Origin of the sequence: Streptomyces sp. NPDC005878, assembly GCF_040629815.1 — a bacterium.
Lineage (GTDB): Bacteria > Actinomycetota > Actinomycetes > Streptomycetales > Streptomycetaceae > Streptomyces.
Genome location: NZ_JBEXWK010000010.1, coordinates 144,369 through 156,033 on the forward strand (window position 1 = coordinate 144,369; position 11,665 = coordinate 156,033).

Annotated in this window: 11 protein-coding genes; 7 read left to right on the forward strand and 4 right to left on the reverse strand. The window is 72.3% G+C overall.

The annotated features are described in order from the left end of the window. Nucleotides 1-3: 3 nt before the first annotated feature. The 3 genes from ABZ404_RS17920 to ABZ404_RS17930 all read left to right on the forward strand — a co-directional run bounded on the left by ABZ404_RS17920 (nt 4) and on the right by ABZ404_RS17930 (nt 3,929). Nucleotides 4-1,758, forward strand: a complete 1,755-nt coding sequence (locus ABZ404_RS17920; RefSeq protein ID WP_358831831.1) for an SDR family oxidoreductase — start codon at nt 4-6, stop codon at nt 1,756-1,758. Then, entirely contained in the window at nt 1,755-2,684 is a 930-nt protein-coding gene (locus ABZ404_RS17925) for a metal-dependent hydrolase (protein WP_358831822.1), read from the forward strand. The genes ABZ404_RS17920 and ABZ404_RS17925 overlap by 4 nt, the downstream gene beginning before the upstream one ends. Nucleotides 2,685-2,996: 312 nt before the next feature. Then, nucleotides 2,997-3,929: a MerR family transcriptional regulator gene (locus ABZ404_RS17930; protein ID WP_358831830.1), complete on the forward strand. Its 933-nt coding sequence runs from the start codon at nt 2,997-2,999 to the stop codon at nt 3,927-3,929. Nucleotides 3,930-3,985: 56 nt separating this feature from the next. Here ABZ404_RS17930 and ABZ404_RS17935 read toward each other — a convergent pair whose 3' ends face one another. Then, nucleotides 3,986-4,558 carry a hypothetical protein gene (locus ABZ404_RS17935; protein WP_358831821.1) on the reverse strand — a complete coding sequence of 191 codons (573 nt, stop codon included), beginning with the start codon at nt 4,556-4,558 and terminating at the stop codon, nt 3,986-3,988. Nucleotides 4,559-4,667: 109 nt separating this feature from the next. On the opposite strand from ABZ404_RS17935, the gene ABZ404_RS17940 reads away from it, so the two are divergent. The 3 genes from ABZ404_RS17940 (at nt 4,668) to ABZ404_RS17950 (ending at nt 6,333) form a co-directional block, all read left to right on the forward strand. Next, complete coding sequence (locus ABZ404_RS17940; RefSeq protein ID WP_358831820.1) at nt 4,668-5,183, forward strand: PadR family transcriptional regulator; 516 nt, start codon at nt 4,668-4,670, stop codon at nt 5,181-5,183. A gap of 73 nt (nt 5,184-5,256) precedes the next feature. Further along, nucleotides 5,257-5,811: an RNA 2'-phosphotransferase gene (locus ABZ404_RS17945; protein ID WP_358831819.1), complete on the forward strand. Its 555-nt coding sequence runs from the start codon at nt 5,257-5,259 to the stop codon at nt 5,809-5,811. A gap of 60 nt (nt 5,812-5,871) precedes the next feature. After that, nucleotides 5,872-6,333, forward strand: coding sequence for a hypothetical protein (locus tag ABZ404_RS17950; protein ID WP_358831818.1), 462 nt, complete (start codon nt 5,872-5,874; stop codon nt 6,331-6,333). A 99-nt stretch (nt 6,334-6,432) separates the two neighbouring features. On the opposite strand, the gene ABZ404_RS17955 is transcribed toward ABZ404_RS17950, so the two are convergent. Then, nucleotides 6,433-7,329: an LLM class flavin-dependent oxidoreductase gene (locus ABZ404_RS17955; RefSeq protein ID WP_358831817.1), complete on the reverse strand. Its 897-nt coding sequence runs from the start codon at nt 7,327-7,329 to the stop codon at nt 6,433-6,435. A 314-nt stretch (nt 7,330-7,643) separates the two neighbouring features. On the opposite strand from ABZ404_RS17955, the gene ABZ404_RS17960 reads away from it, so the two are divergent. Further along, nucleotides 7,644-8,513, forward strand: a complete 870-nt coding sequence (locus ABZ404_RS17960) for a Cof-type HAD-IIB family hydrolase (RefSeq protein ID WP_358831816.1) — start codon at nt 7,644-7,646, stop codon at nt 8,511-8,513. A gap of 90 nt (nt 8,514-8,603) precedes the next feature. Here the strand turns inward: ABZ404_RS17960 and ABZ404_RS17965 are convergent, their stop codons facing one another. Next, a complete protein-coding gene (locus ABZ404_RS17965; RefSeq protein WP_358831815.1) occupies nt 8,604-9,683 on the reverse strand; it encodes a peptidoglycan DD-metalloendopeptidase family protein in 1,080 nt (359 codons plus the stop codon). Nucleotides 9,684-9,829: 146 nt separating this feature from the next. Further along, nucleotides 9,830-11,632: a GAF domain-containing protein gene (locus ABZ404_RS17970; protein WP_358831814.1), complete on the reverse strand. Its 1,803-nt coding sequence runs from the start codon at nt 11,630-11,632 to the stop codon at nt 9,830-9,832. Between the last annotated feature and the right edge of the window lie 33 nt (nt 11,633-11,665).

An 11,665-nucleotide genomic window follows, 5' to 3' on the forward strand; every position in this document is an offset into this window, starting at 1 on the left:
GGCATGGAGGGCGCGCGCGAGCGCTGGGTGCGCACCGGAGGGATCGAGCTGTGCGTCGCCGAACTCGGCGACCCGGAGCAGCCGACCGTGGTGCTCGTCCACGGCTATCCGGACAGCAAGGAGGTGTGGTCCCACGTCGCCGTCCGGCTGGCCCAGCGCTTCCACGTCGTGCTGTACGACGTACGGGGCCACGGCCGCTCGACCGCTCCGGCCCCGCTGCGCGGCGGCTTCACCCTGGAGAAGCTGACCGACGACTTCCTGGCGGTCGCCGACGCGGTGAGCCCGGACCGGCCGGTGCACCTGGTCGGCCACGACTGGGGGTCCGTGCAGGCCTGGGAGTTCGTCACGGTCAAGCGCACCGAGGGCCGGATCGCCTCCTTCACCTCGATGTCCGGTCCGTCCCTGGACCACTTCGGCCACTGGATCAAGCGCCGGATGACCCGGCCGACCCCGCGCCGGGTGGGCCAGCTCCTCGGCCAGGGCGCCAAGTCCTGGTACGTGTACATGCTGCACACACCCGTGCTCCCGGAGCTCGTCTGGCGCGGTCCGCTCGGCAAGCGGTGGCCGGCGCTCCTCGAACGGGTGGAGAAGGTCTCCACCCGCGACTACCCCACGGCGTCCCTGCCCCAGGACGCGGCGCACGGCGCCTGGCTCTACCGGGACAACGTCCGGGCCCGGCTGCGCCGCCCCCGCGCCGACGCCTACGCGCACGCGCCGGTGCAGCTGATCACACCGACCGGTGACGCCTTCCTCTCCGAGCGCCTCTACGACGACCTGGAGCTGTGGGCGCCTCAGCTGGTCCGCCGCACCCTGCCCGCCAAGCACTGGGTCCCGCGCACCCGCCCCGACCGGCTGGCCGCCTGGATCACCGAGTTCGTCACCGCCAACGAGGACGGTGTCCCGGCCAAGGACACCGTGGCCACCGGTCCGTACGCGGACCGCTTCGGCGGCCAGCTGGTCCTGGTCACCGGCGCGGCCAGCGGCATCGGCCGGGCCACCGCCTTCGCGTTCGCGGAGGCCGGGGCGCGGATCGTCGCCGTGGACCGGGACGCGGAGGGGGCGGCCCGGACCGCCGACATGTCCCGGCTCATCGGGGCTCCCCAGGCGTGGGCCGAGACGGTCGACGTCAGCGACGAGCAGGCGATGGAGAAGCTCGCCGAGAAGGTCGCCGCCGAGTACGGCGTCGTCGACGTCCTGGTGAACAACGCCGGCATCGGCCTCTCCGGGTCGTTCTTCGACACCACCACCGAGGACTGGAAGAAGGTCCTCGACGTCAATCTGTGGGGCGTCATCCACGGCTGCCGCGTCTTCGGCAAGCAGATGGCCGACCGCGGTCAGGGCGGCCACATCGTCAACACCGCCTCGGCCGCCGCCTTCCAGCCCTCCAAGGCGCTGCCCGCCTACTCGACCACCAAGGCGGCGGTGCTGATGCTCAGCGAGTGTCTGCGCGCCGAGCTCGCCGGACAGGGCATCGGCGTCAGCGCCATCTGCCCCGGCTTCGTCAACACCAACATCACCTCCACCGCCCGCTTCGCCGGGGTCGACGAGACCGAGGAGAAGCGCCGCCAGAAGAAGTCCGCCCGGCTCTACGGCCTGCGCAACTACCCGCCGGAGAAGGTCGCCACGGCGATCCTTCGCGCGGTGGTGAAGAACCAGGCCGTGGTGCCGGTGACGCCGGAGGCGCGCGGCGCCCACCTCATGTCCCGCTTCGCGCCCCGCACCCTGCGCGCGATCGCCCGGCTGGAGCCCCCGCTGTGAGCACCGAGCCCCGGGAGGACAGGGACCCGGAGCACTACGGGATCACCCCGCGCCGGGTCTCCTTCGACTGGCACGAGACCCCTCTGCACTGGATACCGGGCGAGCCGACCGCCACCCATGTCATCAACGTCCTGCATCTGCTCCTCCCTGCGGGCGAGCGGTGGTTCGTGAAGGTCTTCAAGGAAGCCCTTCCGCTGGTCACCGATCCGGTTCTGCTCAAGGACGTCAAGGGCTTCATGGGCCAGGAGGCCACCCACAGCGTCCAGCACGCCCATGTCCTCGACCACCTCGCCGAGCAGCGCCTCGACACCGCTGCCTACACCCGCCACGTCGACTTCCTCTTCGACGGACTCCTCGGTGAGCGGCCTCCTTTCGGGGCGCCGATACCGGCCCGGGAGTGGCTGCTCTTCCGGCTCTCGCTGATCGCCGCGATCGAGCAGTTCACCGCGGTCCTGGGGGACTGGGTGCTGCACGCCGAGGCCCTCGACCGGGCCGGCTCGGACCCGGTCATGCTCGACCTGCTGCGCTGGCACGGCGCTGAGGAGGTCGAGCACCGAGCCGTCGCCTTCGACATGTACCAGCACTGCGGCGGCGAGGGCCTGCCCCGCTACGCCCGCCGACTGGAGGGCATGGCGGTGGTCGCGCCGGTGCTGCTCTGGCTGTGGGCGTGGGGCACCTCCTATCTGATCCGGCACGACCCCCAGCTGGCCGGCCGTCTCCGCTACTCGCTGCGCGAGCACAACCGTGCGGTCCGGCGCGGACTGCTGCCCAGCTGGAAGGAGCTCGGCGCGGCCATACCCCGCTACTTCCGGCGGTCGTACCATCCCTCGCAGGAGGGCTCCCTGCGCAAGGCCGTCGAATATCTCGCGACCTCGCCGGCGGCCCGTGCGGCAGCGGGTGCGGTGGGCCGCGCCGCCCTGGGGTAGAGGGAGACGGTTTTGTCCGGGCAGCCAGCAACAGAACCATCGGCGGCACGGGGCGCGCCGCCGGCGCCGGGCGGGCCCACGGGGCCGGACGGGACGAACGAGCCCCGTGGGTCGAACGAGCCCGGTGGGCCGAAGGAGCCCGGGGGGACGAACGAGCCGAGTGGAACGAACAGGCCCGGTACGGGCGGTTCGGTGACGGCGGGCGCCCCGGCGGGGCCGGGTCCAGCCGGCGAGGCGCCCCGCACCCCGGGGCCCACCGCCGCCACTGCCGTACCGGCCCAGCAGACCGCTGCCGCCGCGCCGCAACCCGCGGTGCCGCACCCCCTTCCCTCGTCCTGCGAGTACCGCATCGAGGACCTGGCGCACGCCAGCGGCGCCACGGTCCGCACGATCCGCGCCTACCAGGACCGCGGCCTGCTGCCCCGGCCCGAACGGCGCGGCCGGTCCAATGTGTACGGCGAGACCCATCTGGCCCGGCTGCGCCAGATCGCCGATCTGCTCGACCGCGGTTACACCCTCGCCTCCATCAAGGAACTCCTTGAAGCCTGGGACGCGGGCCGCGGTCTCGGCGGTGTCCTCGGCCTGGTCGCCGAGGTCAACGGCCCCTGGACCGACGAGGAGGCTGTCCGGATCTCCCGGGACGATCTCGACGCGACCTTCGGCGGTGAGCCCGACGACGAGGCCGTCGCGGACGCGGTCGAGCTGGGGATCCTGGAACGCATCCCGGGCAATGACCGCGAGTTCCTGGTCCCCAGTCCGCAGGAGCTGGCGGTCGCCGCCGAGCTGCACGCCGCCGGAGTCCCCCTGGACGCCATCTCCGGGCATCTGCGGGAGCTGCGCGGCCAGGTGGAGCACATCGCGGCCCGCTTCCTCGACTTCACCACCGAGCACGTCTTCGCCCGCTATCTGGACCACCGGCCGCCCACCGACGCGGAGGCCGCCGAGGCCGCCGGTCTGGTGCGCCGGCTGCGCCCGCTGGCCCAGCAGACCGTGGACGCCGAACTGGCGCGGGCCATGCGCCTGTTCGCCACCCGGCACCTCCAGCACCATCTCGGTGCCGCGGCCCCGGTGAGCCCCGCCGACCCCGAGCCCGGGCCGGTCACCCTGCCCGCGCACACCGTCCGGGCGGTGCAGGCGTTGGTCGGTCCGGAGAACGTCGCCGCGTTCGTCGCCGCGGCGGCCGAACGGGAGGTTCAGTCGCGTACGTTGGACGCCCTCACGGCCGCCCGGTTGTCCACAGAATAGCCACAAGACCTGTGGATAACCGCACTCCTCTGTGGATCAAACCTCACTGAGGGTCGTCATGACGTGATCGTGCTCACTTTGGCGGCCTGGGCAGTGCGCCGGGCGCGCTCCGGGTACTTGGCGGTGAAGAGGGCGGGCAGGGCGAACCCGGCGACCTGCACGGCTATCGCGGCGGCGCTGCCCAGCGACTCGGCGTGGACGACGGCGAGCGCGACGGCGGTGACGGTGAAGGCGGCGGCCCAGGCGGCGGTCAGCACGACGTTGACGCGGAGGAACACCGGGTTGTTCCACAGCTCGCGCGGCGCCTGCCGCTTGGCTATGCCGGTGGTGAAGGGGCGCCGGACGGCCAGCGTCGCCCACGCGGTCAGGGCCAGCCACCCGGTGGCCAGCGCCCCGCCGTACTCCCGCAGTCCGCTGTCCGGTGCCGCGAAGGCCACGACGCTCAGCACGGCGAAGAAGGCGATCGTCGACTGCTCCAGGATCAGCGAGTCGGCCGCAGCCCCGCGCTTGCGGTCGACGGAGAACAACCAGGCTCCCGCGGCGAGAGCGGTGACCGCGCCCCACTGCCAGTGCTCGCTGCCGACGGCGGCGAAGACGATCCACGGGACGAATCCGCGCAGGTAGTTCATGGGAGTCCCCCTTCGTCGGGCTCTCGCCCGCCCCACATTCCAACTTCGACATGTCAAAGGTAGAGGTTCCTCGATTGACGTGTCAAGAGTGGAATGTAGAGTGAAGGGCATGAGCCTTCGTCACGCGGTCCTGGGCCTGCTGGCCGAACGTCCGGCCAGCGGCTACGACCTGATGAAACTGTTCGAGACCTCGCTCTCCCACGTCTGGTCGGCGACCCAGAGCCAGGTCTACGGCGAGCTGGGCAAGCTCGCCGACTCCGGGCTTGTCGAGGTGGTGGCCGAGGGCCCCCGGGGCCGCAAGGAGTACGCCATCACCGATCCCGGCCGGGCCGAGCTGCGTCACTGGCTCACCGAGACCGAGCCCTCCCGCAGCCGCCGCAGCGACTCCCTGCTGCGCGTCTTCTTCCTGGGCCTTCTCACCCCGCTGGAGGCGCGGACGTACCTTCTGACCGAGGCCGAACGCTCCTCCCGCCAGCGAGCCGGCCTGGAGGAGGCGGAAGCCTCGATCGAGTGGGACGACGATCCGCTCTCCGTCCACGGCCGCCTGGCGCTGGAGTACGGCAAGCGGCTCAGCGCGATGCACGAGGAGTGGGCCCGCTGGGCGGCGGAACAGCTCAGGGCATGACGGCGAGGGCCACCCTCGGGGCGACGGGAGAAAAGCGGGTGCCGTGGCGCTCTCCGCCCGGCACCCTGACGGCATGACCGAAACACCGGACGACAGACGGACCGTGAAGGTGTCCAAGTATCTGTCGAAACACCTGCGCCACCAGCCCGAACGCCTCGGGCTCACCCTCGATCCGCACGGCTGGGTCGAGATCGACACCCTGCTGCGGGCGGCGGCAGAGCACCACTTCCCCATCTCCCGCGCCGAGCTCGACCATGTGGTCGCCGTCAACGACAAGCGCCGGTTCGCGATCGAGGGCGACCGGATCCGGGCCAGTCAGGGCCATACCGTCGCCGTCGATCTGGGCCTCCCGGCCGCCGAACCGCCCGCGTACCTGTACCACGGCACCGTGGCCCGCAACCTGGACGCGATCCGTGCCGAGGGTCTGCGGCCCATGGCCCGCCACCACGTCCATCTCTCCGCCGACCGCGAGACGGCGACCCGGGTCGGCGCGCGGCGCGGCCGTCCCGTCGTCCTGAGCGTCGACGCGGCGGCGATGCGGCGCGATGGTCACGTCTTCCACATCTCCGCCAACGGGGTGTGGCTCACCGACGCCGTACCGCCCGAGTACCTGCGCCTCCCCGAGTGAGCGTCCCCGCCGACGACGACAACCGCCGTGCCGTGGCCCCCGGCTGAGATGATCGACGGCATGGCACATCCGCGTCTTCCCAGCACCGAGAGCGCCGTAGCCGCGATCCACGAGGTCGCCCGCGCGCACCACCTCGCTGTGGAGGTCTCCCACGACATAGGCGCCGACCAGTCCTCGCGCCGCGCCTCCGCCGGGGCGTTCACCGTCCAGGACCCGGACGGCTCCCTTCCGCACGAGGCCTTCGTCGAGCTCGGCGGCTCGCCCGCCGTCACCGTGCAGCTCTTCGCGGAGGACGACGCGAAGATCACGGTCGACGGTGTGGAGTTCCATGACGTGCCGCGCGACGCCGTGCCCGCGTTCCTCCGGTCGGTCTACGGCGACCTGGCGTACGTCAAAGCCCGCTTCTTCCCACCGGGGTGGTGGCTGGTGGTGCCCCTGCCGGGCGACGAGACGTACAAGGAACTGGTCCTCGGCGGCACGCTCTCGCCCTGGCTGAGCCGACGCGTACGCGCCAAGAGCTGAGCCGAGGACGCCGTACGGACCCGGGAACGGGTGGCGATGCGGGGAGGGGAGGGGGCGGCACCCGGCTCGGCCAGTCGTCGGGCAGCCCCCACCGCTACCTCAGCGCAGCTGCGCCAGCCCCTCCACGGCTATCTGCTCGAACACCTTCCGGTCGGCCGCGAAGACCGAGTCCGGAATCGGCGCGTGCAGGACGATCTCCGTCACGCCGAGCTCGAAGTGCCTGCCCGCGAAGTCCACGAAGGCGTCGAGCGACTCCAGCACCCGCCGCGGCTCCGGCGTGAAACCGGTGAGCAGGATCTTGTCCAGCTCGTCCACGTCGCGCCCGATGTCGTCACAGGCCTCGCCGAGCTTCTTCATCTGTCCACGGATCGCCTCCACGGACTGCTCGGGCGTACCGCTCTCGAAGAGCTTCGGGTCACCGGTGGTCACCCACGCCTGCCCGTGGCGCGCCGCCAGCTTCAGCCCACGCGGACCGGTCGCCGCCACGGCGAACGGCAGCCGCGGCCGCTGCACACAACCGGGGATGTTGCGCGCCTCGACCGCCGAGTACACGGCGCCCTCGGAGGTCACCGCGTCCTCGGTCAGGAGGCGGTCGAGCAGCGGCACGAACTCGGCGAAGCGGTCGGCCCGCTCGCGCGGCGTCCACGCCTCCTGGCCCAGAGCGGTGGCGTCGAAGCCGTTGCCACCGGCGCCGATCCCGAGCGTGATCCGGCCGTTGGAGACGTCGTCGAGCGTTATCAGCTCCTTGGCGAGGGTCACCGGGTGCCGGAAGTTCGGTGAGGTGACCAGCGTGCCGAGCCGCATCCGGGTCGTGGCGGCGGCAGCGGCGGTCAGCGTCGGCACCGCGCCGAACCACGGACGGTCGCGGAAGGTCCGCCAGGACAGGTGGTCGTAGCTGTACGCGGTGTGGAAGCCCAGCTCCTCGGCGCGCAACCACTCGTCGCGACCGCCGTCGTGCCAGCGGCGTACCGGAAGAATCACAGTGCTCAGACGCATGCCTACGACACTAACGGCTGCCACTGACACTCCCGGCGTCCCGCAGGGGACCCGTTGGTCACACGACTCGCCGGGGCGGCCGGAGGGCTCGCAAAGGGGATGAGGCGGCGGCCAGGGCTACAGGCCCGGCAGAGGGGCGGTGGAAGGACCGCGGAGGAGCGACAGAGGGCGGCGGAACAGCTCGGATGGAGCCAACGCCCAGCTCGGGCGGATCAACGCCTCATGCGCCCCCTGCGCCCCGCACGCCCCAAGGAACACACTCACCTGTGCGCTCCCCCGCACGTCCGTGCACCCGTGTACAGGAGAATGGGTCTGTGACCTCAGCTACCGAGCCCGCCCGCGCCGGGCATCCCGCCCCCGCCGTCCCCCGGCTCATCGCGACCGACCTGGACGGCACGCTGCTGCGCGACGACAAGTCCGTCTCGGAGCGTACGGTCGCGGCGCTCGCCGCCGCCGAGGAGGCGGGCATCGAGGTCTTCTTCGTCACCGGCCGCCCGGTCCGCTGGATGGACGTCGTCAGTGATCACGTCCAGGGCCACGGCCTGGCCATCTGCGGCAACGGCGCCGTCGTGGTCGATCTGCACGACGGCGTCGCGGAGCACCGGTTCGTGAAGGTCCGTCCGCTGGAGCGCGCGGCCGCCCTGGCTGTCGTGGAGCTCCTGCGCGCCGCCGTCCCCGGCACCTCCTTCGCCGTCGAGCAGACCGGCGGGCTCCACCACGAGTCGGCCTATCCGCCGATGCTGATGAACGCCGCCGGCAGCATCGCGCCCGCCGAGGAACTGCTGGCCGACGACGCCGATACGGTCGCCGAGCCCATCCTCAAGCTGCTCGCCCACCACCCCGAGCTGCCGCCCGACGACTTCCTGGCCCTGGCCCGCAAGGCCGTCGGCGCGCGCGCCGAGATCACCCGGTCCAGCCCGACCGCACTGCTGGAGATCAGCGGTCCCGGCGTCTCCAAGGCGTCCACGCTCGAACTCTGCTGCGCCGAGCGCGGCATCCTCCCCTCCGAGGTCGTCGCCTTCGGCGACATGCCCAACGACGTCGAGATGCTCACCTGGGCGGGCACCTCGTACGCCATGGGCAACGCCCATCCCGACGTCGTGGCCGCCGCCTCCGGTCACACGGTCGCCAACAACGACGACGGTGTGGCGGTCGTCATCGAGCGGATCCTCGCCTCGCTCTGAGCGTCGCTGCCACGACCCCGACGGCCGGTGTCACGGCCCCGACCGCCGGCGCCACGACCCGTCCGCCGGTGCCAGGACCGTCCGCCGGTGTCAGGACCCGTCCGGATCCGGCTCGGCGGCGTTGCTGCCCAGGGGCACCCCGCGCTCGCTCAGCCAGCGCACCGGATCGACCGCCGAGCCCATCTCCGGAGTGAGCCGGATCTCGAAGTGCAGGTGGGGTCCGGTCGAGTTGCCGGTGGTGCCGGCCTGGCCGATCCACTGCCCGGTGCTCACGCGCTCTCCCTGGTCCACCGCGGCCGCCGCCAGATGCGCGTACTGCGAGTAGTAGCCGCCGGGGTGCCCGATGACCACCTCGATCCCGAAGCCGCCGCCGCACGACACGGAGACGACCCGGCCCGCGCCGACCGCCCGTACCGGGGTACCGATGTCGACCGCGAAGTCCTGACCCGTGTGCCGCTGGGCCCAGTGCTCGCCCGCGCTGTCGAAGCCCGCCGACAGCCGGTACGTCTCCACGGGGGCCGTCCACGCGCGCGCGGGGCGCGAGCCCGACGGCTCCTCCAGGCGTACGGCGCCACGGCACTGGCCCGCCGCGACGCTGCGGTCGGCCTCGCCCTGGAGCTCCCAGCGCGCCTCCTCCAGACGGGCCGAGAGGGACTTCTTGAGGTGTTCCAGCTGGTCCCTGCGGTCCGCGAGATCGCGCCAGGCGTCCTGTGCCCGGCGCTGCGCGGACGTGAGCCGCCCTTCCGCGCGTCGCGCCTTTCCGTAGAGCCGGGTCACCGCCATGTCGGCCTGCCAGGCCAGCCGCTGACCGTGCATCAGCTCATCGGGATCGTCCGCGAGCAACAGCTGTGCGGTGTAGGCGATGTCCCCGCCGGTCCGGTACTGCGCACGGGCCACCCGGCCCATGTCGTCATGGAGCCGTACGAGATCACGCCGCCGGTCGGTGAGCAGCCGGTCGAGCCGCTCGGCCTTCGTCCGCTGCTCATCCGCCGCGCGTCTGCCCCGCTCATACGCGGTGGTCGCATGGGCGGCGTCCAGGAAGAGCCGTGCCACCGTCGCGCTGGTACGGGGCACATCGGGCTCGTCGGCCGCCCTGGCGGCCCAGGTGAGCGGCCCGGCGAGCACACACAGGACCAGCACGAGAGCCCTGCACAGATGTCCGAGACGCATGCCCGGATCGTCGCGCGGCCGAGCCATGTTTCACGTGAAACACACCTCTGGCCCGGGGGCCGCTCCCCCCGACTGGCGTACAGACACGGGAAGAAGGCCACTCCGGGGCACCTCGTGTGCGCGGGCGAGGCAGGCGTGTCTCGCCCCTAAAGCGGCGCCTCCCACACCACCGTCGTCCCGCGGCCGTCCTTCCCGGTGCCCGGCCCATACGTACTGGAGCCGCCCAGCGCCTCCGCCCGCCGTTGGAGGTTGCGCAGTCCGCTGCGGCGGCCGCCCTCGGGCATGCCGACTCCGTTGTCCGCGACGGTGAGCCGCACGCCCGGACTCCCGTCCGGGAGCTGCACGGTGGCGTCCACGACGACCTCGATGGACGACGCCCCGGCGTGACGGAAGGCGTTGGACAGCGCCTCGCGCAGGGCCGCGATGAGGTTCTTGCCGGTCACTTCACCGACGAGGGCGTCCACCGGGCCGACGAAGCGGTGCGCGGGCTTGAAGCCGAGCGGCACCGCCGCCATGTTGATCTCCCGCAGGACCCGCGTGCGCAGCCCGGACGGCACCTCGGCGGGTCCCTGCTGGAGCGCGAAGATCGCCGTACGGATCTCCTGGATCGTCACATCCAGCTCGTCGACGGCCTTGCCGACGCCCCGCTGCACCTCGGGCACGACCGACTTGCGCTGAGCGCCCTCCAGCATCATCCCGGTGGCGAACAGCCGCTGGATGACCAGGTCGTGGAGGTCCCGGGCGATCCGGTCGCGGTCCTCGTACACGGCGAGCCGCTCCCGGTCGCGCTGCGCCTCCGCCATCATCAGCGCGAGCGCCGCCTGCGAGGCGAACTGGGTCGCCAGGGTCCGCTCCACCTCGCTGAACGGGCGGCCTCCTCGCGCGCGCGGGGTGGCGAGGGCGCCCATCACGCGGCCACCGCTGTGCAGCGGAAGCATCATGCTCGGGCCGTACCGCTCGGCGAGTCGGGTGATCATCCTGGCGTCGGTCGCCGCGTCGTCCATGAAGACCGCCTCGCCCTCCAGCAGCGTGGCGACCACCGGGCTCTCCGGCGGGATCACCACGCCGAGCATCGGACCGGGTTCGTCGGTGGAGACGGCGACGATCTCCAGGCCGCCCTCCTCGGCGGGCAGCAGCACGATTCCGGCCGCCGAGTCCGCGAGGTGGCGGGCCTGCTCGGCGACGACTTCCAGGGCGTCGTCCGCGTCGCCCCCCGAGAGCAGGGCGGTGGTGACGGCGACCGATCCGTCGATCCAGCGTTCTCGCTGCCGGGCCGCCTCGTACAGCCGGGCGTTGCCGATGGCGATCCCCGCCTCGGTGGCCAGCACCCGGACCATGTGCAGGTCGTAGTCGTTGAAGTCGGCCCCGCCGCTCTTCTCGGCGAGGTAGAGGTTGCCGAAGACCTCGCCCTGCACCTGGATGGGCGCCCCGAGGAACGACCGCATGGGCGGGTGGTGCGCGGGGAACCCGGCCGCGTGCGGATGGGCGGAGAGGTCCTTGAGCCGCAGCGGCTCGGGGTGCTCGATCAGCCGGCCGAGCAGCCCCCGGTGGCCGTCGGGGCGGCGCCCGATGGCGGCGGCCTCCTCGAAGCCGACGCCGTACGTCACGAAGTCGGAGAGGCCCGTGCCGGTCTCGTCGACGACGCCGATCGCCGCGTACCGGGCGTCGGCCAGCTCGGCGGCCGTCTCACAGATCCGGTCGAGGGTGGAGCGCAGTTCCAGGCCGGTACCGACGGAACGCATCGCCTCCAGCAGTTGCGGCACGCGCGCGGTGAGCTCGGTGGACAGCCCCTGGAGGCTCCGGGTGGCCAGGGTCGCCGCTTCGAGCGCGTCGCGGTCCTCGGCGTCCTCGGCGCCCCCTGTGTGCTCGGTGTGCTCGGTGTCCCACGTGTTCGGGGTGTCCTCGATGGCGCTGGCGTCCTGGGGGTCCTTCGGATCCGGCACTGGCATGCCCTTGAGCCTAGTTAGTCCCCTTTCGCGAGG

Bases quoted from the DNA above. Each gene is read 5' to 3' on its own strand.
- ABZ404_RS17950 (WP_358831818.1), top strand. From the start codon at position 5,872: ATGGCACATCCGCGTCTTCCCAGCACCGAGAGCGCCGTAGCCGCGATC.
- ABZ404_RS17920 (WP_358831831.1), top strand. From the start codon at position 4: ATGGAGGGCGCGCGCGAGCGCTGGGTGCGCACCGGAGGGATCGAGCTG.
- ABZ404_RS17970 (WP_358831814.1), bottom strand. From the start codon at position 11,632: ATGCCAGTGCCGGATCCGAAGGACCCCCAGGACGCCAGCGCCATCGAG.
- ABZ404_RS17955 (WP_358831817.1), bottom strand. From the start codon at position 7,329: ATGCGTCTGAGCACTGTGATTCTTCCGGTACGCCGCTGGCACGACGGC.
- ABZ404_RS17940 (WP_358831820.1), top strand. From the start codon at position 4,668: ATGAGCCTTCGTCACGCGGTCCTGGGCCTGCTGGCCGAACGTCCGGCC.
- ABZ404_RS17965 (WP_358831815.1), bottom strand. From the start codon at position 9,683: ATGCGTCTCGGACATCTGTGCAGGGCTCTCGTGCTGGTCCTGTGTGTG.
- ABZ404_RS17935 (WP_358831821.1), bottom strand. From the start codon at position 4,558: ATGAACTACCTGCGCGGATTCGTCCCGTGGATCGTCTTCGCCGCCGTC.
- ABZ404_RS17945 (WP_358831819.1), top strand. From the start codon at position 5,257: ATGACCGAAACACCGGACGACAGACGGACCGTGAAGGTGTCCAAGTAT.